The organism is Scrofimicrobium sp. R131 (assembly GCF_040256745.1).
In the GTDB taxonomy this organism is placed as follows: Bacteria; Actinomycetota; Actinomycetes; order Actinomycetales; family Actinomycetaceae; genus Scrofimicrobium; species Scrofimicrobium appendicitidis.
Genome location: NZ_CP138335.1, coordinates 645599 through 667983, shown reverse-complemented (window position 1 = coordinate 667983; position 22385 = coordinate 645599). Strand labels below are relative to the sequence as shown.

Here is a 22385-nt window from a genome sequence, read left to right as displayed (position 1 = left end):
TCTGCTATGCCTGCTGTGTCAGGGCGTCAGCCCCGGACACGATCTCGGTGATTTCCTGGGTGATGTCCGCCTGGCGCGCCGCGTTGGCCAAACGGGTGTAGTCGGTGATCAGTTCGTTCGCGTTCTCGTTCGCGGTGTGCATCGCCTGCTGGCGCGAAGCAAGTTCGGAGGCGGCCGCCATCAGCATGGCGGAACGAATCCGGTCCCGAATGTAAAGCGGCAACAACTGGTTGAGCACTTCCCGCGCCGAGGGGATGAACTCGTACTCCGGGTAGGCGTCATCCTCTTTGAACTCACGATCCGAGTCGTCGACGCCGGGAATCTGCCGCGTGTCCACCACGGTCAGCGGCAGCATTTTCCGGATCTCGGGCACCTGGGTCACCATCGACTTGAAGCGGGTGAAGACTAGATAAATCTCCGCCACCCCGTCGGTTGGGTCCAGGAAGGCGTCCAGCAGGGTCTGGGCCACCTCGTCCATCATCTCGTTGTCCGGGTTGTCCGATTCCCCAGTCCAGGACTGTTTGATCGGCACGTGCCGGAAGTTGAAGTACTGGACGGCGCGCCGCCCGGACGCGTACAGGACCGGTTCCTTGCCGTCTTCGCGCAGCTCCTGCAGCAGCCGCTCGGTCTCACGCAAAATGGTGGCCGAGTAGGCTCCCGCCATTCCCCGGTCCGAGGCGACCGCTAGCACGGCCACCCGGTTGGTGTCTTTCCGGGGTTGGGTGATCGGGTGATCGACCCGGCCGTGCACGGTAACGGCCGCGACCGCGCGGGTGAGCGCAGCGGTGTACGGGTCCGCTTCCGTGGCCCGGCGCCGAGCCGTGCCAATGCGGGAAGCAGCGATCATCTCCATCGCCCGGAACACCTTCGCCAGGGTCTCGGTGGAGCGGATCTTCTGCTTGTAGATCCTTTGTTGTCCCGCCATGACCTAGTCCTGGTCGCTGCGGCGCTTGCCCACCGCAATAGTCTCTTCGGTCCGTTCGGCCTCAACCGCACCCGCGTCCGCCTCGCCGGCCGCGTCGACGAACACGTCGTGGCATTCGGTGACGACCCGGCGCAGCTCTGCCTCGGTCTCATCGGTCAGCAGCCCGGTTTCGGCGATGGTCGCCAACACGTTCGAGTGGGCCCCCACGTAGTCCAGCAGGTTGTCCTGGAACGGCAGCACCTGACTCAGTTCCAGATCGTCCAGGAACCCGTTCGACCCGGCCCAGATCACCACCACCTGCTGTTCCACCGGCATGGGCGAGCTCTGGGCCTGCTTCAGCAGCTCCATCAGCCGCTCGCCGCGGACCAGTTGCTTCCGGGTGGTCGCATCCAGGTCGGAGGCAAACATGGCAAACGAGGCCATCGACCGATATTGGGCCAAGGTCAGCTTCAGCGTGCCGGCCACCTTCTTCATCGCCTTGATCTGGGCGTCACCGCCAACGCGGGACACGGAGATCCCGACGTCGACTGCCGGACGCTGGTTGGCGTTGAACAGGTCCGACTGCAAGAAGATCTGCCCGTCGGTGATCGAGATGACGTTGGTCGGAATGTAGGCCGACACGTCGTTGGCCTTGGTCTCGATGATCGGGAGGCCGGTGAGCGAACCGCCACCGAGCTCGTCGGAGAGCTTGGCGCAGCGTTCCAGCAGCCGGGAGTGCAGGTAGAAGACGTCGCCCGGGTAGGCTTCGCGCCCCGGCGGGCGGCGCAGCAACAGCGACACTGCGCGGTAGGCTTCGGCCTGCTTAGACAGGTCGTCGAAGACGATCAGCACGTGCTTGCCGGCATACATCCAGTGCTGACCAATGGCCGAGCCGGTGTAGGGAGCCAGGTACTTGAAGCCGGCCGGGTCTGAGGCCGGGGAAGCCACGATGGTCGTGTAGTCCAGCGCCCCGGCATCGGCTAGGGTCTGTCGGACAGAGGCAATCGTGGAGCCCTTTTGTCCGATGGCCACGTAGATGCAGCGCACCTGCTTCTGGGGGTCACCGGACTCCCAGTTGGCCTTCTGGTTCAAAATGGTGTCGATCGCGATGGTGGTCTTGCCGGTCTGCCGGTCGCCAATGATCAGCTGACGCTGACCGCGCCCAATCGGGATCATCGAGTCAATCGCCTTGAGGCCGGTCTGGAGCGGCTCGTGCACCGACTTGCGGTCCATCACGCCGGGAGCTTGCAGTTCCAGCGCACGGCGTCCGTCAATGTCGGTGATTTCGCCCAGCCCGTCCATCGGCTGGCCGAGGGGGTCAACCACGCGGCCCAGGTACCCGTCCCCAACGGAAACGGAGAGAACCTCACCGGTACGGCGCACCTCCTGCCCCTCTTCGATGGAGTCAAATCCACCCAACACCACCACGCCAATTTCGCGGGGGTCCAGGTTCAACGCCAGGCCCAGTGTTCCGTCGGCGAAGCGAAGCAGTTCGTTTGCCATGGCACCGGGCAGTCCTTCGACCCGGGCAATGCCGTCCGCGGCCTCAGTTACATACCCCACCTCTTCGGCGGCGGTGCTTGCGGGCTCGTAGGAATCCACGTAGGAGTCAAGCGCAGCCCTGATGTCTTCCGGGCGAATCCCGAGGTCAGCCATAAACCAGTCCTAATCGTTGTCAGTGTGTATGTTGTTAGCGAGTCAGGGCGCGCCGGGCAGCTCCCAGCTCGGAGCGGATCGACGAGTCCGCCGCCTCATCCCCATAGTTGATGCGGAAGCCGCCGATCAGATCGGGCTCAACCGAAACGGCCAAGGAAATATCGCCGCCCACTTGAGTTTTGATCAAATCGCGCAAGCGAGCCAACTGAGCATCAGTTAGCTCGGTAGCGGTAGCCACGGTCACCAGTTGGGCGTTGTGAGCCTGGGCCGCCCGCTCGGCGAAGTGACGCAGAGTTTGGAGGAGCCGGCCCCGCCCAGAGATGTGGACCGCTCGTTTGACCAGCGCCAGGGTTGGGTCGGCCACTTTGCCGGCAAGCAGCCGGTCGGTGATGGCCTGCCGCTCCTCGTCGTTAGTTCCACCCACGTCAGAAAGCCGGATCCGCAGTTCCCGTTCCAGGCTCGCCAACTGGTTGAGGGCAAACAGCTCGTCCTCAACCCGGCTGAGTTCACCCGCGAACTTCGCGCCGTGCAGGATGGCCCGAACGCCCAGGTCCTCCACGGTTTTCCGGAAGGTATCCGGGCGAGACCAGTGCTGTCCGGCCAATTGCACCAGCGCGTTCACCACCGGGGTGACGGCCCGATCCTGCAGCAGGTTCCGGGCCAGCGCCTGCCGGTCCGCACTGCTCCGACCGGGGTCGGTGAGGGCGCGCAGCAAACTCTTTTCCTGGTCCAAAAGGTCGGCCAGGTCAAAAAGCTGCCGTCCCGCCTGGTCGCTGAGAACCTCGGAGGTCAGCGCATCCAGGAGGGTCTGCTCGGCGGCCGTCTGATTGGTCTGCTGCTCAGCGCTCATTTACTTGGTAACTCCTGCGGTGGTGGTCTTGAGGTCCGCTTCCAGCTCATCCATGAAACGGTCGATGACGCGAGTGGAAAGCTCACGATCCTTCAACTGTTCCCCGATGATCTTCTCAGCCAACTCGGTGGCCAGTTCGCCCACGTCGCGGCGCAAAGTTAGTTCTGCGCTCTTGCGGTCCGCTTCGATCTGGCGAGTGGCGTTTTCGGTGATGCGCTGCGCCTCGGCCGTGGCCTCGACGCGGGCTTCCCGGACAATGCGCTTGGCATCCTGGTCCGCGCGCTCCCGAATCTCCCGAGCCTCTTCGTTGGCCGCGCGCACAATCTCGCGCCGCTCCCGCTGAGCCAGGGCCGCCTCTTCCTTGGCGGTGTCGGCCGCCTGAAGACCCGTCTCGATCTGCTCTTGACGCTGATCCAGCACCCGGTAGATCTTGGGCAGAGCCCAACCGAGCACCAGCCACAGAATCAGGAAGATGATCGCCGACCAGAAGATTTCGTACAGCGGCGGCAGGACAATCGAAAGACCATCCGGTTCCACCGGTACCTCCGCGGCAAATACGACAGTGTTCATTAGGAAATCAGGGCGAGGACGAAGCCGATCAGACCAAGGGCCTCCACCAGGGCGGCGCCGATGATCATGTTGGTGAACAGTCGTCCAGCAACCTCAGGCTGACGGGCGGTGGCTTCCTGGGTCTTGCCCACCAGGATACCGATGCCGATGCCGGGGCCAAGGGTGGCGAGGCCGTAACCGATGGTCGCAATAGAGCCGGTCATATTTGTTTTCCTTTGTTATTGGTTTCTGTTACTTGGTTTGAGCGCCGAGGTGTCGCTCAGTGAGCCTCGACTGACATCTTGATGTAGACGGCAGTGAGGATGGTGAAAACGTAGGCCTGCAGCGCTGCCACAAACAGCTCGAACAGGGTCAGGACGACGGAGCCGCTGAAGGTCAAAATGGCCAGAGGCTTCATCCCGCCGGCGGCCACCACCATCGACTGGGTGCCAAAATAGGTGATCGCCAGCAGCATGTGTCCGGCAATCATGTTGGACAGCAGACGGACGGCCAACGTGGCCGGGCGAACGACGAAAGTAGAGAACAGTTCAATCGGGGTGATCAGAATGTAGACCGGCCAGGGGACCCCCGGCGGGAACAGCTGCTCTTTGAAGAATCGGAACCCACCGCGGGCTTTGATCCCCGCCCCGATGAAGGTGACGTAGGCGAAGACCGCGAACACCAGCGGCACCGACATCACCGATGAGGCCGCTATGTTGATGCCGGGGATGACGCCGGTCAGGTTCATCCCGAGCACACCGAAGAAGATGGTTCCCAGAGCGACCGCGTACTTGCGACCCCGCTCGTGTCCCAGCAGCTCAATCCCGATGTTCTTCCGAACAAACTCGGCCAAGAACTCGACGGTTGCCTGACCCCGACCGGGAACCAGCTTGGCCCGCAGGGCCACCGTCACGAGGATCGCCGAGAGCACCACCGCCACCAGCAACCGAGCCAGCGTCAGCCGGTTGAACTCAAAAGCGGTCTCGTCCCAAATCAGAGTTTCGGGGAAGAAATCACCCATTCCCGGAGAGTGGATCGAGTTGCCCGGCGCGCGGCCGGTCTCCCAAAAGCCCGGAATCGCGGTCAGCGCAATGATGACAACGATGGCGACCAAGCCGACCCACCACCACAGTGGGTAGCGTCGCTTGGGCTTCTCCATATCCGTCGTGCTCGCGGCGGTGTCGATGGCGGACAGGATTCCCCCTCATGAATCAAGTGGAGCTCCCCGCAGCGACCCAGCGGCGCGGGATTACCCCTGAAAGTGTTGATCTCAAGTCATGATATCAGTTCCCGATCTGAGGGCCAGGGGAAGATGAGAGTGGTAAAGGCCTCAAACACAGCAACAGTTGGAAACAACTAATCCGTCCTGACCTGCAGGAATTCTTGATCTGTCCGCCAAACAGTGACCGGTTGCTCACGGCCACAGGCCGGCCTCCTACAGGTGATCCTCGTCGGTCATCCCGACCTGGGCTCCCGCCTGCGCCGCCATCACCGGCACCATGGCGGTAAAGACAGCCGCCGCAATCACGGCAATCGCCACCAGGAGCGGGTCGTCGTGGAAGACGTACTTCGTCAGCAACACCGCGCCGGCCGCCACCGCGATTTTGACCAGGTAGTCGATCATCAACCAGCCAAGCCCAATATGCTCGGCTTTCACCATCTGGTTCAGGGTGTAGGCGCTGGTGCCCATAATCAGACCCGCGCTGATTACCCCGACCAGGGCGGAAACAATCGGCCGGTCAGGCAGGAAGAAGGCGCCCAGGATCACCAGGACAACCAGGGCCAGGTAGGCGTTTCGCAGCCGGGCCAAAGTGGACTTCCGGAATCGCTCCATCCCAACGGTTCTCATTGGGGGTCCTTTCGTTCGGGGTCGTGCAGGCTGGGCCAGATGACGGGGACTGCCCTGGGCGCGGATTCAGCCGCGGGCTCAGGAGCCGGCTCACGGACCGGCCGAGGCGGCACCGGCTCGGCGGGTGGCCGCGCCAGCCCCGCCGCAAAAGTCTGCTTCCAAGTAATTTGTGGGCGGGAAATAACTTCAATCCCGTCGTCAACCAGGACCGGTCCCCCGGGAACGCCAATCCCCCGGGTGGTCGAGCGCCGCCAACCCCAGCGCCGGCCCACCCCGGGCAGCAGGTAGAGCGAGGCCAGAATCAGGACCACGCTGAGGGCCCCCGCCACCGCAACCACCTGGCCCGGTGGGAACAGCAGAAGCGCCACCCCCACCCCGGCCGCGAGCGCCGTCCAGGCGTACAGAATTGCCACCACACCCCGGTGGGAGTGTCCCAGGTCCAGCAGCCGGTCGTGCAGGTGAGTCCGGTCGGCCACGAACGGACTCTTGCCCTGCAGCAGGCGCCCAACGGCGGTCCAAACCAGATCCACCAGCGGGATGGCCACCACCACCAGCGGCAACAGGACCGGCAGCAGCGCCGCCAGCGCCGCCTGGTCCCCCAACACCGCGGGGTTGACCTGCCCGGTCACGATGATGGCGGCGGCAGCCATCACCAGGCCCAGCACCATTGACCCCGAGTCCCCCATGAAAATCGAGGCGGGGTGGAAGTTGAACCAGAGGAACCCGATACAGGCCCCCACCAGCGCAATCATGATCACCGCGGCGGCGGTGGCGTAGGTCTGGGCGTTCATCAGGCGCGACAGCAGGTACGAGTAGAGGAAGAACGAGGCCGCCCCGATCGCGACCACCCCGGCAGCCAGCCCGTCCAGCCCGTCGATGAAGTTGACCGCGTTGATTACCGTCACCATCACCAGGACCGACACCACGATTGAAAGCCGGGCGGATCCGATGGTCAGGCCGAACACCGGGAAGCTGATGAGCTGCACCCCGTTGAAGGCCATCCAGCCGGTGATAATCAGTTGCCCACCCAGTTTGGCCATCCAGTCCAGTTCCCAGACGTCGTCGACCGCCCCCAGCAGGCAGATGGCCAGGGCACCGATCAGGACGGTCCAGATGACCCCACCCTCATAGATGGGTTGCAGGTATCCGACCTGAGCCCCCAGCAGCAGCGCCAAACCAAACCCGAGGGTGATCGCAACCCCGCCCATCCGGGGGGTGGGCACGATGTGGACGTCCCGCTCACGCAGGGGGGTGAGCACGTTGAAAGAGAGTGCCAGCCGCCGCACCGCCGGGGTGAGCAACACGGTTGCCCCCATGGCGATGAACATCAGCAGCAGGTAGGTGCGCATTTTGGCTAGGTCAGACTTCCCAGGTCGCGGGCGATTTCCTCCCAGTCTAGCGCCCCGGCTCGCACGAGCTGGGGTGGCCACTGGGAGCAGTCGATGATCGTGGAGGCCTCCCCGATTCGGGCGGGGCCACCGTCCAGGTAGACGGAGACTTTCTCCCCGAAATATGCCCGCGCCTGCTCAATGGTGAGGGCCGGCGGCTCGCCGGTGAGGTTGGCCGAGGTGACCGCGAGCGGCCCCGTTTCGGCCAGGAGTTCGCGGGTCTGGTCCTGGTCGGGCACCCGGACCGCCACCGTGTGGCCGCGCAGACTCAGATCCCAGCCAAACTCGGCGGAGGTGGGCACAATCAGGGTGAGTGCGCCGGGCCAGTACCGCTGGGCCAGCCGGGCGGCGGCGCGAGCGGCCCGCTCCCCCACTCGGCCCCAGTCGGCCACTGCCAGCGCCTCGTCAGCCCGGGCAAACAGGACCGGAGGCGGCATGGTTTCCCTGCGCCCCTTCGCGGCCAGCAGCCGGGTGACAGCCTCCTGGTCGAACGGGTTGGCCCCAATCCCGTAGACGGTGTCGGTTGGCAGCACGATTAGCTGGCCGGCGCGGGTTGATTCTGTTGCGTTCATCTGCCCTCCTCAGGCGGGGACGCGGGCGGACAGGAAGCGCGGGCGACCGGTCAGGTCGGGCAGCGTCTGCGGGTCCGTGAACCCCAGCTCTTCAGCAATTCGGCACAGGGACGGTCCCTGGCGTTCGTCATGTTCCATTAGTAGTTGGCCGCCGGGGGCCAGCAGGCGCCGTGCACGCCGGGCGATTCCGCGCGGCAGGACCAGTCCGTCTTCCCCACCGCCGTAGAGCGCCATTTCCGGGTCGAACAGGACTTCGCCGGTCAGGGCGGGGGTGCCGGGTACGTAGGGCGGGTTGGTCAGGACCAGGTTGACCTGACCGTCCAGCTCGGGCAGGGCTACGGTAGCGTCGCCTTGGACGAGGCGGTAGCTGCTGCCCGGGGCGAGGCTCACCTGGTCAGCGTTGCGCCGGGCATAGGCGGCGGCCACCGGCGACAGTTCCACTCCGATCACCTCGACCCCGCTGTGTTCGGCGGCCACGGCCAGGCCGATGGCGCCCGAGCCGGCACAGAGGTCCACCACCAGGTCGCCGCGGTGGACGTCGGCCACCTCCACCAGCAGCTCGGTTTCGGGTCGGACCGCGAACACTCCGGGACCAGCCTGCAGGGTTAGGCTCCGAAACTGCATGGTGCCGGTGATGTGCTGCAGGGGGAAGCCGGCGCGGCGCTGGGCGATGGCGCTCCGGTAGCGCTCAGCCGCCCGAGCCCCCACCTCGGGCTGGGCGCGCAGCAGCGTGTCCACGCCCAGGGCCCACTCCAGAAGCCAGCGGGCTTCCTGCTCGGGTTTTCCCGCGCGGCGAAGCTGGTTCGTTCCCCACCGGAGCAGCCCTGTCAGGGGGGCGGGTCCGGGTCGGGAGCTCACTTCTTGCCGGCGCCCGCCGCGGCGAGTCGGGCCGCCTCGTCCGCCTCAATGGCGGATTGGATCACCGGTTCAAGGGAGCCTTCCAGCACCTGGTCCAAGTTGTAGGCTTTGAACCCGGTCCGGTGGTCGGCGATCCGGTTTTCCGGGTAGTTGTAGGTCCGGATCCGCTCCGAGCGGTCCACGGTTCGCACCTGGGATAGGCGCTGGGCGGACGCTTCGGCTTCCCGCTGGGCTTTCGCTTCCGCGGCCAGCCGGGTTTTCAGCACCCGCAGGGCTGCCGCCCGGTTTTGAATCTGCGACTTCTCGTTCTGCATCGAGACCACGATTCCGGTCGGAACGTGGGTGATGCGGACGGCCGAGTCGGTGGTGTTGACCGACTGCCCACCGGGGCCCGAGGACCGGTAGACGTCGATCCGCAGATCGTTCATGTCGATCTCGACCTCGTCGTCCACTTCCAGTTCGGGCATGACCATCACCCCGGCCGCGGAGGTGTGAATCCGCCCCTGGGATTCGGTCACCGGCACCCGCTGGACGCGGTGCACGCCGCCCTCGTATTTCAGGTGGGCCCAGACCCCGTCTTCGGGCGCCGGGTTGCCTTTTGCGCGAATGGCCAGGGTGATGTCCTTGTAGCCGCCCATGTCCGTGTGGTTGGCGGACATTTCGGTCACCGACCAGCCCTTCTGCTCGGCGTAGCGCAGGTACATCCGGGCCAGGTCGGCGGCGAAGAGGGCGGATTCGTCCCCGCCTTCACCGGCCTTGATTTCCAGGATCACGTCGCAGGCGTCGTCGGGGTCGCGCGGAGCCAGGATCCGCAGCAGCCGCTGGTGGGCTTCCTCGCGCCGAGCGGCCAACTCGGTGGCCTCCTCGGCAAAGGAGGCGTCCTCATCGGCCAGTTCGCGGGCCGCCGCCAGGTCCTCTTCTACCCGGCGCAGCTCTTCGGCCGCTCGGACCACCTGGCCCAGTTCGGCGTAGCGCCGCCCCACCTGCCGGGCCCGGGCCTGGTCGTTGTGCAGGTTCGGGTCAGACAGGAGCTGTTCAAGTTCGTGGTATTCGGTCAGCAGCGGCTCAACCGCTTGCAGTTCATCAGAGGAGGACATGGGTGCCTTTCACAGCGCGAGTTGGGGGAAGGTAGTTAACGCAGAAGCCGACGACAAGTAGTCGCCGGCCCCTGGAATTAAGCTACTTGGTGCGCTTGCCGTAACGCTTCTCGAAGCGGGCCACGCGGCCACCGGTGTCCAGAATCTTCTGCTTGCCGGTGTAGAACGGGTGGCAGTTCGAGCAGACGTCGACGCGCATTTCCCCGCTCGGAATCGTGGACCGGGTCACGAAGGTGTTCCCGCAGGTGCAGGTCACGGTGGTCTCTACGTAGTCGGGGTGGATTCCCTGCTTCATGGTTTCTCCTCAGGTTGCGAAGGGCGCCGGGTCCAGCGGACAGGTTGTCGATCGGGGCGTGGCCCCCACCGGTGAACCGGAACCAAGGGTCTATTGTTCCATCTCGCGGCGCTCGGGTCTAGCTCGCAAGCCAAACCCGAGCGGTGAGATGGACTACTCTGCCGGGGTGGTTTTCTGCACCAGCATCAGGAACTCGGCGTTGGTCTGAGTTTCCTTCAGCTTGCCGAGAACCAGCTCCAGCGCCGACTGCTGATCCAGGGAGCCGAGCACGCGGCGCAGCTTCCACATAATCTGCAGCTCTTCGGGCTTGAGCAGCAGCTCCTCGCGCCGCGTCCCGGAGGAATTGATGTCGATCGCCGGGAAGATCCGCCGGTCAGCCAGCTGACGCGAGAGGCGCAGCTCCATGTTGCCGGTGCCCTTGAACTCTTCGAAGATCACCTCGTCCATCTTCGAGCCGGTCTCCACCAGGGCGGAGGCGATGATGGTCAGCGAGCCGCCCTCACGCAGGTTCCGGGCCGCACCGAAGAACTTCTTGGGCGGGTAGAGGGCCGCCGCGTCGACGCCGCCGGACAGGATTCGGCCCGAGGCGGGGGCAGCCAGGTTGTAGGCCCGGGACAGGCGGGTAATCGAGTCGAGGAGGACCACCACGTCGGCCCCCATTTCCACCAGGCGCTTGGCCCGCTCGATCGCCAGCTCGGCCACCATGGTGTGGTCGTGGGCGGGACGGTCAAAGGTCGAGGCGATCACCTCACCCTTGACGATCGAACGCATGTCGGTGACCTCTTCGGGCCGCTCGTCCACCAGCACCACCATCAGGTGGACGTCGGGGTTGTTCACCTCAATCGCCTTGGCGATCTGCTGGATGATCATGGTCTTGCCGGCCTTCGGCGGGGCGACGATCAGGCCGCGCTGCCCCTTGCCGATGGGGGACACCAGGTCGATCACGCGGGGGGTGAGGGCCTTAGGGGTCGTTTCCAGTCGCAGCTGCTCACGCGGGTACTCGGGGGTGAGCTTACCGAACTCGCGCCGCGAAGTGGCCTGTTCGACGCTCATCCCGTTGACCGAGTCCAGGCGGACCAGGGCGTTGTACTTTTGCTGGCGCCGCTCGCCTTCGCGGGCCGGTCGGACCGCACCCATCACCGCATCGCCGGCGCGCAGGCCCCACCGACGGACGTTACCGAGGGTGACGTAGACGTCGTTTTCGCCCGGCAGGTAGCCGGAGGTGCGAACAAACGCGTGGTTCGCCTGCACGTCCAGGATGCCGGCAATCGGCACCAGGTCTTCCGCGGGGGCACTGTTGTTGTTGCCGTTGGACTGCTGTTCGGTCCGTTCGGGCCGGTCCTGGCGGTCCCGTCCCCGGCGCCGACCGCGGTCACGGCGGCCACGGGACCGGTTCGGTTCCCCACCTTCGGGTAGGTCGATTGAGTCGAGCTTGCGGCTCACGTCCTCGGCGGGGGCGGAATCGTCCCCCTGTTTGCGGGCGCGGACCGCCTGCAGGTCTTCGGCCACCGCAGCCCGCACGTCCACCGTGTCGGACTTCTTTTCGGGCCGGCGCGCGGGGCGAGAGGAAATTTCTTCCTTCTTCGCGGGGGCGTCGAGGAGGGCGTGGGCGGCCGACTTGGGCTCAACGGCGGAGTCGGTGCTCACCCGGCGACGCGGGCGAGAGGAGCCGGAGCTGGCTTCGGCGGAAGCTGTCTGGGGGGCCGGGGCTGGCAGCGAATCCAGCAGGTCCGCGGCGGGGGCCGGCTTGCCAACAATGGCAGCGACCAGTTCGGGCTTACGCATCCGCGATGTGCCGCGCAGGCCCAGCTGGCCCGCCAGGGCGCGCAACTCAGGGAGTTTGAGCTTGTTCAGGTCAGCCTCTGACGGCACGCCGTTTTTCTGATCCATCTTGATTATGAGTCCTAACTAGGAGTCTTCCAGCGGATTCGCAGGATCCTGGAACCGCATTGAAGGTTGAAAGGTAACTGACACCGCACCGTCACACAGGCGGGGTAGTTGGTGCGCACAAACTTGCGCAAAGACCGGGATTGTTCTCAGAACGACTGTCTTCCCGATGGCTGTAACTTTACCACCACCGCGGCCTTCACCTGTACCGCAAGGCCCACTCTTTATTACAGCTTGGGAGCGAAATCACAGCGCAGAGCGGTCGAGGCCGCCTCGGTTTCCATCACGTGCCACCCGGATCGGCGCGCCGCTTCTCTCAGGGTCTCCGACACGGCCGTCAGACTCAGCACGGTCGGACCGGTCCCGGTTAGGGTGGCCACCACGCCGTTCTCCCGCAGCCACCCGATCAGCGCGTGGGAGGCGGGAACCGCCCCGGCCCAGGCCGGCAGCAGCACCGGATCCTCGGTGGCAGCCAGCAGCAACTCGACGGGAAGATCCCCATTTCCGAGGAGGAGCGCCAGCCAGGCCAGGCGGGCCGCCTCGCGACCGGCCGCTTCCAGGCTCAGGCGCGCCGGCGAGGGCAACTCACCTACCCGGGCAAAGTCGGGAACAAACGCCACCGGGGCCAACTCTGGGCGGGGCCGAAGCGACAGGGCCGGACGTTCCGGGTCGAGCGCCACCACCACTCCCCCGGCCAAAGCAGCCTGAACCCGCACCCGCTCGGCCCCTAAACTCACCGCGAGCTCGGTCACCAACTGCGGTTCGACGGGGACATCCAGCAGACCGTGTGCAGCCACCAGACCCGCCAGGATCCCGGCCGAGGTAGCTCCCAATCCCCGTCCCCGCGGGATTCCCGCTTGCAGGTGCAGTTCCACCCCCACCTGGGAGGCGTCGAAATGGTCCAGGCCCGCCCTGATCCCCCGAATGGTCGGGTGGGTTTCGCCGGTGGGCTCTTCCGCGGGTTCGCCGGTGTTTGGGTCAAAACTGCCGGTCAGCCCGTAGGACAGCACCCGGGTGTGTCCGGCGACAGCGTTGATCACGTATCGATCGTGCAGGCCCAGGGCCAGGGCCAGGTGCGCCGGGGGTCCACTCAGGCCGGTCGCGGTGGCGGCGACGGACAGTTCCACCCGATCTTGCCGGAGTCGCATTAGTCTTCCCGGTCGGTTCCCCCCGCCCGGGGGTGCAGCAACTGGTTCATTTGCTCCAGCGCCTGCGACATTACCCGGGTGGCGGCGCGGGCTTGATCGCGCTCAATTTGGGCGGCTTCCAACTCGTTGGTTAGCTCCTCGATTTGCGCGTTAAGCCGCGCCCGCTCCTCAGCTTCGAGATCTTTCATCCATCCGCCTCTATCAAATACTCGCTGCCCTTAGGATAACGCTACCAGGATGGGCGGGGGCCGCTAGTCGACCCGAGTTGTCTGGGGTCGGAACCGGTCCACGATGTTCACAATCAAAGTCAACGTGACGATGATGGCCACCACGATCATCGAGTGGGCAAAACCGATCCGCATCGCCTCCCCCTGCGGCAGGTGGCCGTGGGCCCCCACCGTCACGAAGAACATGGTGGTGACCACCGACATGCCGACGGCGGTCCCAATCCGCTGCAGAGTCTGCAGCACCGCCCCCGCCATTCCGGCAGCAGAGCGGGGGGCACTTTCCAGGGTCAGCGTCTGGTTCGGGGAAATCACCAGGCCCGAACCAACCCCCGTCAGCGCCATGATCGTGATGATCACCCCGGGCAGGAGCGGGTCGGGGAGGACGGTTGCCGACCAGGCGGTGGCAAACATTCCCACCACCACGATCGCGGAGCCAATCATCGGTGTCGTCCGACCGAAACGGTGAACGAGGCGGCCCGACAGTCCCGCCGAGACCGCGGACATGAGCGCAAACGGCATTTGGGCCATGCCCGCCTCCAGCGGGGTGAAGCCCAACCCCTGCTGCAAGAACAGGGTCAAAATGACGAAAACCGAAGTGAAACCGGCAAAATAGGTGAACCCGGTCGCCAGTCCCAGCAGGTACGAGGGGCTCTTGGCCAGGCGCGGATCCAGCAAAGCCGAGCCGCCGCGGCGGAACCAGACCTTTTCCCACAGCAGCAACAAGACGGTTAGGAACGCCGCCGCCCCCAGGAACCACAGCAACCCCGGCGGCACCTCCCGGGTGTTCGAGCCGGATGATTCCAGGAACGGCCACATCACCAGCAGCACAATCACACAAAGGAGCACCAGCCCCAGCGGGTCGAAGTGGCGGGCGAGAGAACCCTCAGCTTTCGTGTGGCGGTGCTGATCGCGCGGCACCCACAGGTAGATCAGGAACAGCAGGGCCACCCCAAACGGGAAATTCACCAGGAAAACCGAGCGCCACCCGAGGTCCGGCCCGAGGGCCCCCAGCAGCAACCCCCCGGTCAGGGGGCCAATGGCGGTGGAGACCCCGACGATGGCTCCGTAGGCCCCGAAGGCGCGGGCCCGCTCACGGCCCTGGAACAGGTCTTGGATCAATCCGACCACCTGCGGGTTCATCACCCCGGCGAAGGCGCCCTGCACCAGGCGAGCCCCCACCAACCAGTGGGCGGACGGGGCCAGTCCCCCGGCCACCGAGGAGAGCACGAACCCGGCCACCCCGATCATGAACAGGATTCGCCGGCCGAAAATGTCACCGGCTTTGCCCGCCGGGACCAGGGTCAAACCAAAGGTGAGCGCAAAGCCGGCCAGGATCCACTGCACTTGGGTGGAGGAGGCGCCCAGCCCCTGCTCGATTGAGGGCAGGGCCACGTTGACCACCGAGACCCCCAGCAAAGACATGAACCCCGCTGCCAGAACCACGATGAATGCGCGTGAACGATGTTTAGGAGAGAGGGAAGCAGATTGGTCAGGATTCACCTAGCTACTCTATCCAACCGGGTGCAGCAGTTTGAAGCGCAGGCGGTGTGGGGTTATAGGCATTTGGTCCCAGAGTGGCTCGTTGGAATGCTCAGTTGGCACTCAGGTCTTGCGTCTCCACGTACTCCGCCAACGTGTCGGTCTCGAAAGCCTGCTTCAGCTTGGCCATCCGTTCCTCATCCAACACCACGATGGACTGGCCGTCGGCCGACGTCCCCGTCCCCGCGGTTGGCGCGGTGAAGAACTCCAGGTCGGCGGTGCGGATGTTGCGCATCGACGGCAGCAGCTTCAGCAGGTAGCCGGAGTCCATTCCGGGGTCCACCGTCAGGTAGGGGCTGATCGCCGCGACCGCGTCTTGGATCTTGCCCGGGCTGGTCAGGGTCCCGCGGCTGACCAGGGAGGAAACCAGACCCCGCAGGTATGCCTGCTGGTTTCGCACCCGCTGATAGTCACCGTCAGCAAACGGATACCGCGCCCGCACGTAGGCCAGCGCCTCGGTTCCGTCCAACTCGATGGTCCCGGCCGGGAAATGGAAGTCGCCGGTGGAGAACTCGTTGGCATTTTGCACCTGGACCCCGCCCAGCGCGTTGGTCAGCCCTTTGAACCCGGCAAAGTCGACCATGGCCACGTGGTCAATCCGAGACCCGATCAGCCCCTCAATCACCTGTACCGTGAGTGGAACCCCGCCGTAGGCCATGGCGGCGTTCAGTTTCGCCTCGCCGTATCCGGGAATGTCGACCCAGGAGTCGCGCATGAAGGAGACCAAAAATGCCTGTTCCCGGTCGGCCGGAATCCGCAGCACCATGATCACGTCAGAGCGGGAGTCCTGCGCTGCGTTCACGTCGTCCGGATCGATGGCGCTGCGCGTGTCGGAGCCCAAAAGCAGGATAGTTTGGGCCTTCGTGTCCTGTTCCTGGGGCCGGTCAGCTTCGTCCGGGAACGCTTCCTCAACCACGGTTACGCCCGAATCGTACGTGTCGGCCACGCGCTTTCCGAAGGTGAAAACTGCGATGGCGGCAGCAAGCACCACGAGCAACAGCAGTCCCACAATGACGGCCAGGACCTTCAGCCAGGTAGGACGAGACTTCTTTGCTGAGCTCCGTGCTTGATGCGACATTTGGTTTCCTTCGCTCTTGGGGGTCGCTGGTTACAGCCAGGTGGCGCCGTTATCGGTCGACCGGAGGACCTGATCGCCGGACCAAACCCACAGCACCCCATCCAATGAGAGATCAATGGCGCTTTGACCCGGGGCCGGCTGGCCCAGCTGAGGAACGCAGGTTGCTGCCGTCTGAGTCAGCGACTGATCCAAAGCGATCACTTCCATGCCCGCACATTCGGCCCCACCGGCTCTGAGTACCAGCAGGCCCTGGTTCCCGGTGGCGAGCGCTTCGGCCCCCACCAGTTCCGGGCCGGTCGCCCAGGTTTCGCCGCCATCGGCCGTGGCCTCCACGGTGCCGTTTTCACACAGCAAGCTCGCGTTGTCGACCCCGCCGACAGCCAGGCGCGCCACCGAACAACCGACGTCGGTCGTAGTGCCTGCCGGAGTGTGGACCACGCTCGGGGTCACCGGGTCAACAAACCACGACTGGCCCAACGCCTCGTCACTGACAGCCCAGGTACCGCCCTGATCGAACGACTCAAACGAGGTGGGAGTCGAACAAGCCTCTTCCCGGGCGCCGATTACCGCCACGTAGCCGTTGGCACCGGCCACCACACGTCGAAGTGCCAGGGGAGTGCCTTCTTCACCGACCGCGGCCGGTACCCAGGTTTGGCCCCCATCGCTAGTCACTTCGAGCGCCGCCGGCCCCGTCCCGCACTGAGCGTGCGCGCTTCGATAGGCCACCTGCGCGTCGAGCGCACCGAGGATCCGACTGATCGGTGCCACCGCGAACGCCGGCTGTTCCGGTGCTTCACTGGGCGCGCTCTGATCCGGGGTTGGAGCCGGTTTGGGTGCTCCGGACTGGACCGGGCTGTAGCCGGGGGTCTTGCCGACCTCCGGCACCGGCATCCTCACGTGTCGAAAGGCCAGGACAATCACGGCCACCGTCACCAGCGCCAAGACCAAGACGCCCACATAGCGCAAGAATCTGCCAGTTGAGTACCTAAGCCTCATGTCGTTCCTCCTCGGACACTGAACTGTAGCCCCGGCTCAAGTACGCCACGATCGGCTCGAGCGTCTGCAGCAGCTGGTGGACAGATTCCTCATAGACCGCTTCCGGTTGCCCGTAGGGATCCACCACGTCCAGGGACTCCAGCCGGCGCAGTGCCGGTACGAACCCACGTTTGCTGGCGGCCGCCTGAACCAACAGGTCGGCCACAGAGCTGGACTCGGCCGAGAAAAAGGCCAGGTCGTCGTCGGTCACCGCCGCGGCTAGGGCGGCAAACTCGATGAAGGTAAACGTGCGGGCCGCGAGTCGAGGATCAAGTTTCAGCAAGAAGCTGCGCTGTTTCGTGGTGGCGGCGAGGATCAGGTCTGAGCCAGCCAATCCGTCCCTGCTCACCTGCTTTCCCCGGTGCTCGTGCAGCGAGCTCAGCCCGTAGCGGTCACCGCGCGCCAGCATCTGTTCCGGAACGGCGCCGCCCTCCACGGCCGCAACCCCCGCACTGGCAACTTCAATCGGAAGACCTGTCAGCTGCTCCCGCAGGTAGGCCTCGGCGAAGGCCGACCGGCAAATGTTGCCAGTACAGACACAAAGCACACGCATCATTCTGATGCCTTCCCGTGTGGAGGCTGGCTAATTGGGGGAAAGATGTCACGGAGGTTCGGCGCGGCAGTCGTGTGGGGCATCGGCGCCGCCACCGTATTTTCGTCTCGGTATCCTCCGTATGAATAGGCTCCGTAGTGGTACGAGCCGGGACCCTTGGTGGGCACCCTGGTCAGCACCAAGCCTTTGACGGGGGCTTCGACTGCCGCCAGCGTGTCCAAGGTCCCCTTCAATTGAGGCTTCTTGGTCAGGCCCGACGAAGCCACCACTACCACCCCGTCGCACATGTGCGAGACCACAGCCGGATCCGTGACCAACAGGACGGGTGGGGAATCGATAATCACGTAGTCGAAGTGCGTCGACAGCACCCTGGTCAGATCCTTCATTTGGCTGGATCCAAGCAGCTCGCTGGGGTTTGGCGGGATCTGGCCGGCGGGAAGGACATACAGCTGATGCCGGCCCCAACGTTGGACCGCGTCCTCGACCGAGGTCTTCCCAATCAACACGTCTGTGAGACCAACGCTGCCATCCAGTCCGACGTACTCCGCCAGCTTCGGCCGCCGCAAGTCCGTGTCGACGAGGACAACCCTCAACCCTGCCTCGGCCAGCATCACCGCCAGGTTGACAGAAACGGTGCTCTTACCTTCACCGGGCATACTGGAAGTGACCATCAGGCACCGGACCTGTTGCCCCACCCCCAGGAACTGCAAGTTGGTTCGCAGAGCCCGGAAAGGCTCAGCGCGCAGGCTCATCACCTCGTCGCCACGCAGGAGCGGCTCCGTCTTCGCTTTGGGGTCGTCAGGAATCTCGCCCAGTAGCGGAAGGTCAGTTACTTGCGCAACCTCAACCCGGGTCTGAATCCGCTGATCAAAGAAGCCCAGAGCAATCGAAACTAGCACTCCCACCAGCAGTCCCGCAAAGCCCCCAAAAGCTACATTTCGGGCCGGACTGGGGGCAACAGGGGAACTGGGGACCGTGGCCGGCTGAACGATTTCCATCCTGACCCGAGCCCGATCATTTGCATCTGAGCTCTCCAGATTGTTGATGACGGTATCCCGCAGCACCGAGGCGACCGTGTTCGCAATCTCCGCGGTCAGATCCGCATTCTGGTGCTGCACCGAGATCTGAAGAATCGTCGTGTCAGGCACAGTACCCACCGAAACGGCCTGCATCAGGTCGACGTTTGCTCCATCTTCGCCCAGTTGCTTCGACACCTGATCGAGGACAACCGAGGTCTTGCCAACTTTGGCGTAGGACCCCAGGGCTCGCTGCGCATAGGTCATTCCTTGGACCAACTCGTTACTGCCGGCCCCCTCGTCACTATTGAAGGTGACAAAGATCTGGGCCGAAGCCGCATAGACGGGCGTAGCCATAATCGTGACAAATCCGCCCAGCAACAAGCCCACGAGGGTGCTCACCACCAGGAGTACCCTGCGTCGCCAGAGCACGCCCAAATAGTCTAGAACTCCCACGCCACTTCTCCTTCTTCCGCATTCGGCTTATTCATTGAGCGGACCGGTGAAACCATGCACTTGCCCCGAACGTATACTTGATATATTAGTCGGAGCAAAGTTCACCGAACAGAATCCTTTTGGTGATTATCGGCACCTAGTATCTTCGCGCACATCCCAAGCGCTCCCCCACCTCGAAGCTTATTTTCCTCACATCGATTGCGTTTATTGCACTCACCTGCCACAAGGCGCTCTCTCACGCGCCCTGCTAATGGCCATTTGGACTTTATTGACCAACATCAGCAGGCGATTCAAAGATGGTCCGGTGATTTGTGTACAACCGACCTGGAAGCTGTACTTTCGCACCAATTGGCGATACTTGGCTGGCACCGGGCTGCCGGACGGATCTGGGTTTGCTGATCTGTCCGGCGTGTGCGCTGCCCGGAATCTTCCCGGTCGTGACCCGCGACCTGTCGCGATCTAGCGCCCGGCAAGTAAGGATAGCTGCTACCACGACCAGGAATGGAATGGCCATTGACCGCATTCGGGCCAGCAGTCCGATATTTCCATAGCCGGCCAGGGCCAAGGTCAGGGCGGAGAACACAATCAAAGAGTAGATCAACGCGCGCCACTGCAGACTGCTGTACGTAAGTCCCCGGTTCTTCCAGAATCTCCACCCGACATAGAGGATTAGCAACGAGTCGAAACTGCTGCCAAGGCCTTTTATGCCACCCTCCCACGGCCAGGGGCGGAAAATTGCGGTCGGCAACCCCTCAACCAGGCCCAGCAATCCCGTGCGCCTCGACTCAGCCACCCGGAAATCGCCGATGCTCGTCCGGTCATACCTTGATCCCAGGTCGTTAACCAGGTCTCCGAGTGGATTGCCGAGTCCAAGGTACGGCATCAAGATCAGCAGCCCTCCTAATGCGAGGCAGGAGACCACCATCACTTTCAAGCGGGGACGTGCGTTTTCACCCGCCCCGATAAACGCTACGGAGGCAAGTACACCCAGGACTGCGACTGCGGCAAGTTCGGGCCGGATGATCAGGCCTAACAGTGCGGCCGAGAACATGGAAACATATGCCCGGGCAATTCGACCCACGTTCCACGAGATCACGGTATACAGTCCCAGTCCGAGGAGCAGAAAGCTGAAAGCTTCCTTGCCGAAACTTGACGACCAGTAGAGTGAGGACGGAAATAGGACCGCCAGCAAAGGCCAGAAGAGGGTCTTTGGTTGCACCACCACTACAATGGCGGCGGCAATCAGCCAGCACCCAACCAGGCCAACAAGTGACCCGGCGACGTAAACCACCAACCAACTGGGACCGAGCAGTCGGAAGAACAATTGACTGATAGCAATAGTGCCCATGGTGCCGTCGCTCGCGAACAGGTCCCCCCAGGTGGGCCAGCCCAGAGCGGCCCGCTCGGACCCCATCAAAAGGTAGCGGTATGTGTCGGATGTCAGGTCAGTTGGGTCCAAGTTAGTCACCGCAAGGGCGTACCGCACACTTGTCACCGCAAGCGTAACCATCAGTGTGACAGTGACGAAGAACAGTGCGGACCTGAACCCCAAAACCTTGTGGAAGATGGCCAAACCAACTAGTTCCGCGAGCAGGATGACAACTAGTAGGGGGAACACAAGGTCAGCTGGCATAATGTCCATTCAATCCCCCCTCACGCTTGTTCCTGATTTCATTCGCCCCGCGAACGCTTTGCCCCGACTGACACACTCTATCGAATCATCGATTGGACGGTCGGGGCCCGCGCTCAGCCAAACTTGGCTCCAACTCCCATTGTGGCTCCGCCGGAGCCGACCACTCTTCAGCCAGGATTCCCATCACGATTCGGTCGATCCATTGCCCTTCAACCATTAGGTGCTGTCGAAGACAGCCTTCCTGCCTCAACCCGCATTTGGTGTATAGCTTCAGGGCGGGTTGGTTGTTGCCGTGGACCCACAGGTAAAGGCGATTCAGCTGCAGGACTCCCAGTCCCAAGGCACAGAGCGCCTCGACCAGATCCTTCCCGTATCCCATTCGCCGCGCATCCGGGGAGACGAAGGCATAAACCTCTGCGGGCCGGTCGCTCCCGATTCCAGTGATCCCACCGGCGGCAACCGGGACTCCCTCGTCCTCCAGGACTACGTCCAGCCTGGTACTATCCCCCGAGATCCGGTCGAACCAGGCTCTAGTGTCGTCCTCAGAGAAGCTTCCCTGCAGGAACATGGTTCCCTGTGCCTGTTCGTGGCGCAGCCAGGCACTTCTCAGCGGCAGATCGCCCGCCTCAAGCTTTCTCACCAACCTACTCACGTCGTCATCTCCTCATACACGTTCATCACTTTGCCGGCGTTCGTCGCAGCATCCGCCACTCGGAGCACCCATTTTTGCCCTTCAAGCGCCATTGCTCGCATTTGCTCGGGCATATCCAACGCCCGTTGGATTGCCTCTGCCAACTGGCGCGAGTCGCGCGGTGGCACCATCAACCCGGTCACGTCGGGCCGCACGATATCTGGGAACCCACCGACGCTGGTGCTCACAGTCGGCACGCCCAACAGCAGCGATTCTCCCGCTCCGCCCAGGTTTTCCGATAGGCTCGGGTGTACCGCCAGATCTGCCACCCGGTATAGGTCCGTCACATCCGACCTGGCTCCAAGAAACAAGACTTCGGCCCTGAGCGAAGCTGCCTTTTGCTGGAGGGCATTGAAGTACTCATCGGCGCCTGGACGGGGACCGCCGACGATCACGCCGATCGCATCAGGCGACCGCCGCTGAACCTGCGCCAGTGCCTCAAGGAAGTACTCGTGACCCTTGATACCCCTCGTTCGTCCCCTCCTGGGCGGATAGACGTGGGCCACCATCATGATCAGTCTTTTGTCCACAGGCAGCCCTAGTTGCCGCCTAAGATCAGCTCTCGACTCGGAGTTATCTCGTTCCACCTCACCAATCGGATAATCCCCCAAGTCTTTGCCGTAGTACAGCACGTGCACTCGGTTGGCGGGAACCCCGGACTCCAGATACTTCTGGAAAGTCCACTGGCAGGCAGCACCCCAGTGGTCTTGAGCTCCAGCCGTTCGAATATCTGCCAACCGGGGAAGGGTCTTTTCCAAATGGAGCGGGCCTGGAACTTGGAACAGGATCGGCGGCTTCACTCGGCTTTGGATCCGAGCTCCTCTGGCCACCAGAGTTGAGTGGACAAAATGAGCGTGAACCAGGTCCGGTTGAACTGAAGTTAGCAAACCCGACAGGTGGCGGGCAGCGCTCGGCAAAGATCCACCTAAACCAGAGTCCATGTGAACTTCGGCGCCGGCGGCTTTGGCCATCTCAGCCAAGACCCCCGGTCCGGGAACCGCCAAGTGCACCTCCCAGCCGGCCTTAGTGAGGTGAGGAAGCTGAAAGCCAATGAACCGACCCCCATTGGCGGTTTTAGCAACGTGCAGTACTTTCTTGCTCACG

At 63.8% G+C, this 22385-nt stretch carries 23 protein-coding genes; all 23 read right to left on the bottom strand.

Annotation, left to right across the window (positions count from 1 at the left end):
- Window positions 1-4 precede the first annotated feature (4 nt).
- Window positions 5-925, bottom strand: coding sequence for a F0F1 ATP synthase subunit gamma (locus tag SAC06_RS03150; RefSeq protein ID WP_350258766.1), 921 nt, complete (start codon window positions 923-925; stop codon window positions 5-7).
- Between the two features lie 3 nt (window positions 926-928).
- Window positions 929-2560: a F0F1 ATP synthase subunit alpha gene (atpA, locus tag SAC06_RS03145; RefSeq protein ID WP_350258765.1), complete on the bottom strand. Its 1632-nt coding sequence runs from the start codon at window positions 2558-2560 to the stop codon at window positions 929-931.
- Window positions 2561-2594: 34 nt separating this feature from the next.
- Window positions 2595-3410, bottom strand: a complete 816-nt coding sequence (locus SAC06_RS03140) for a F0F1 ATP synthase subunit delta (protein ID WP_350258764.1) — start codon at window positions 3408-3410, stop codon at window positions 2595-2597.
- On the bottom strand, window positions 3411-3980 hold the full coding sequence (locus SAC06_RS03135; RefSeq protein ID WP_350258763.1) for a F0F1 ATP synthase subunit B: 570 nt from the start codon (window positions 3978-3980) through the stop codon (window positions 3411-3413).
- Window positions 3980-4183: an ATP synthase F0 subunit C gene (atpE, locus tag SAC06_RS03130; RefSeq protein WP_350258762.1), complete on the bottom strand. Its 204-nt coding sequence runs from the start codon at window positions 4181-4183 to the stop codon at window positions 3980-3982. The genes SAC06_RS03135 and atpE overlap by 1 nt, the downstream gene beginning before the upstream one ends.
- A 56-nt stretch (window positions 4184-4239) precedes the next feature.
- Window positions 4240-5118: a F0F1 ATP synthase subunit A gene (gene atpB / locus SAC06_RS03125; protein WP_350258761.1), complete on the bottom strand. Its 879-nt coding sequence runs from the start codon at window positions 5116-5118 to the stop codon at window positions 4240-4242.
- A 276-nt stretch (window positions 5119-5394) separates the two neighbouring features.
- A complete protein-coding gene (locus tag SAC06_RS03120; RefSeq protein WP_350258760.1) occupies window positions 5395-5808 on the bottom strand; it encodes a hypothetical protein in 414 nt (137 codons plus the stop codon).
- Window positions 5805-7157, bottom strand: coding sequence for an undecaprenyl/decaprenyl-phosphate alpha-N-acetylglucosaminyl 1-phosphate transferase (locus tag SAC06_RS03115; protein ID WP_350258759.1), 1353 nt, complete (start codon window positions 7155-7157; stop codon window positions 5805-5807). Before SAC06_RS03115 ends, SAC06_RS03120 begins: the two co-directional genes overlap by 4 nt.
- Window positions 7158-7162: 5 nt before the next feature.
- Window positions 7163-7768, bottom strand: a complete 606-nt coding sequence (locus tag SAC06_RS03110) for an L-threonylcarbamoyladenylate synthase (protein ID WP_350258758.1) — start codon at window positions 7766-7768, stop codon at window positions 7163-7165.
- Window positions 7769-7777: 9 nt separating this feature from the next.
- Window positions 7778-8626: a HemK/PrmC family methyltransferase gene (locus SAC06_RS03105; protein ID WP_350258757.1), complete on the bottom strand. Its 849-nt coding sequence runs from the start codon at window positions 8624-8626 to the stop codon at window positions 7778-7780.
- Window positions 8623-9723, bottom strand: a complete 1101-nt coding sequence (prfA, locus tag SAC06_RS03100) for a peptide chain release factor 1 (RefSeq protein WP_350258756.1) — start codon at window positions 9721-9723, stop codon at window positions 8623-8625. The genes SAC06_RS03105 and prfA overlap by 4 nt, the downstream gene beginning before the upstream one ends.
- 82 nt (window positions 9724-9805) lie before the next feature.
- On the bottom strand, window positions 9806-10018 hold the full coding sequence (gene rpmE / locus SAC06_RS03095; RefSeq protein ID WP_350258755.1) for a 50S ribosomal protein L31: 213 nt from the start codon (window positions 10016-10018) through the stop codon (window positions 9806-9808).
- 153 nt (window positions 10019-10171) lie between these two features.
- On the bottom strand, window positions 10172-11908 hold the full coding sequence (gene rho, locus SAC06_RS03090) for a transcription termination factor Rho (RefSeq protein WP_350258754.1): 1737 nt from the start codon (window positions 11906-11908) through the stop codon (window positions 10172-10174).
- Between the two features lie 224 nt (window positions 11909-12132).
- The gene (locus SAC06_RS03085; protein WP_350258753.1) at window positions 12133-13053 is read right to left on the bottom strand and encodes a hypothetical protein; all 921 of its coding nucleotides are present in this window, start codon (window positions 13051-13053) and stop codon (window positions 12133-12135) included.
- Complete coding sequence (locus SAC06_RS03080) at window positions 13053-13241, bottom strand: hypothetical protein (RefSeq protein ID WP_350258752.1); 189 nt, start codon at window positions 13239-13241, stop codon at window positions 13053-13055. Before SAC06_RS03080 ends, SAC06_RS03085 begins: the two co-directional genes overlap by 1 nt.
- 63 nt (window positions 13242-13304) lie before the next feature.
- On the bottom strand, window positions 13305-14780 hold the full coding sequence (locus SAC06_RS03075) for an MFS transporter (protein WP_350258751.1): 1476 nt from the start codon (window positions 14778-14780) through the stop codon (window positions 13305-13307).
- 91 nt (window positions 14781-14871) lie between these two features.
- Window positions 14872-15897 (bottom strand): LCP family protein, encoded by a 1026-nt coding sequence (locus tag SAC06_RS03070; RefSeq protein WP_350258750.1) that lies wholly within the window; start codon window positions 15895-15897, stop codon window positions 14872-14874.
- A 30-nt stretch (window positions 15898-15927) separates the two neighbouring features.
- Window positions 15928-16893, bottom strand: a complete 966-nt coding sequence (locus SAC06_RS03065; protein ID WP_350258749.1) for a hypothetical protein — start codon at window positions 16891-16893, stop codon at window positions 15928-15930.
- On the bottom strand, window positions 16883-17488 hold the full coding sequence (locus tag SAC06_RS03060) for a hypothetical protein (protein WP_350258748.1): 606 nt from the start codon (window positions 17486-17488) through the stop codon (window positions 16883-16885). The genes SAC06_RS03065 and SAC06_RS03060 overlap by 11 nt, the downstream gene beginning before the upstream one ends.
- The gene (locus SAC06_RS03055; protein ID WP_350258747.1) at window positions 17485-18957 is read right to left on the bottom strand and encodes a polysaccharide biosynthesis tyrosine autokinase; all 1473 of its coding nucleotides are present in this window, start codon (window positions 18955-18957) and stop codon (window positions 17485-17487) included. Before SAC06_RS03055 ends, SAC06_RS03060 begins: the two co-directional genes overlap by 4 nt.
- Window positions 18958-19222: 265 nt before the next feature.
- Window positions 19223-20599 (bottom strand): hypothetical protein, encoded by a 1377-nt coding sequence (locus tag SAC06_RS03050; protein WP_350258746.1) that lies wholly within the window; start codon window positions 20597-20599, stop codon window positions 19223-19225.
- A 76-nt stretch (window positions 20600-20675) separates the two neighbouring features.
- Complete coding sequence (locus tag SAC06_RS03045) at window positions 20676-21242, bottom strand: GNAT family protein (protein ID WP_350258745.1); 567 nt, start codon at window positions 21240-21242, stop codon at window positions 20676-20678.
- Window positions 21239-22384 (bottom strand): glycosyltransferase family 4 protein, encoded by a 1146-nt coding sequence (locus tag SAC06_RS03040; protein WP_350258744.1) that lies wholly within the window; start codon window positions 22382-22384, stop codon window positions 21239-21241. The genes SAC06_RS03045 and SAC06_RS03040 overlap by 4 nt, the downstream gene beginning before the upstream one ends.
- Window position 22385: the final 1 nt, after the last annotated feature.

Coding starts and splice junctions, on each gene's coding strand:
- SAC06_RS03150 (WP_350258766.1), bottom strand. CDS start 925: ATGGCGGGACAACAAAGGATCTACAAGCAGAAGATCCGCTCCACCGAG.
- atpA (WP_350258765.1), bottom strand. CDS start 2,560: ATGGCTGACCTCGGGATTCGCCCGGAAGACATCAGGGCTGCGCTTGAC.
- SAC06_RS03140 (WP_350258764.1), bottom strand. CDS start 3,410: ATGAGCGCTGAGCAGCAGACCAATCAGACGGCCGCCGAGCAGACCCTC.
- SAC06_RS03135 (WP_350258763.1), bottom strand. CDS start 3,980: ATGAACACTGTCGTATTTGCCGCGGAGGTACCGGTGGAACCGGATGGT.
- atpE (WP_350258762.1), bottom strand. CDS start 4,183: ATGACCGGCTCTATTGCGACCATCGGTTACGGCCTCGCCACCCTTGGC.
- atpB (WP_350258761.1), bottom strand. CDS start 5,118: ATGGAGAAGCCCAAGCGACGCTACCCACTGTGGTGGTGGGTCGGCTTG.
- SAC06_RS03120 (WP_350258760.1), bottom strand. CDS start 5,808: ATGAGAACCGTTGGGATGGAGCGATTCCGGAAGTCCACTTTGGCCCGG.
- SAC06_RS03115 (WP_350258759.1), bottom strand. CDS start 7,157: ATGCGCACCTACCTGCTGCTGATGTTCATCGCCATGGGGGCAACCGTG.
- SAC06_RS03110 (WP_350258758.1), bottom strand. CDS start 7,768: ATGAACGCAACAGAATCAACCCGCGCCGGCCAGCTAATCGTGCTGCCA.
- prfA (WP_350258756.1), bottom strand. CDS start 9,723: ATGTCCTCCTCTGATGAACTGCAAGCGGTTGAGCCGCTGCTGACCGAA.
- rpmE (WP_350258755.1), bottom strand. CDS start 10,018: ATGAAGCAGGGAATCCACCCCGACTACGTAGAGACCACCGTGACCTGC.
- rho (WP_350258754.1), bottom strand. CDS start 11,908: ATGGATCAGAAAAACGGCGTGCCGTCAGAGGCTGACCTGAACAAGCTC.
- SAC06_RS03085 (WP_350258753.1), bottom strand. CDS start 13,053: ATGCGACTCCGGCAAGATCGGGTGGAACTGTCCGTCGCCGCCACCGCG.
- SAC06_RS03080 (WP_350258752.1), bottom strand. CDS start 13,241: ATGAAAGATCTCGAAGCTGAGGAGCGGGCGCGGCTTAACGCGCAAATC.
- SAC06_RS03070 (WP_350258750.1), bottom strand. CDS start 15,897: ATGTCGCATCAAGCACGGAGCTCAGCAAAGAAGTCTCGTCCTACCTGG.
- SAC06_RS03065 (WP_350258749.1), bottom strand. CDS start 16,893: ATGAGGCTTAGGTACTCAACTGGCAGATTCTTGCGCTATGTGGGCGTC.
- SAC06_RS03060 (WP_350258748.1), bottom strand. CDS start 17,488: ATGATGCGTGTGCTTTGTGTCTGTACTGGCAACATTTGCCGGTCGGCC.
- SAC06_RS03050 (WP_350258746.1), bottom strand. CDS start 20,599: ATGGACATTATGCCAGCTGACCTTGTGTTCCCCCTACTAGTTGTCATC.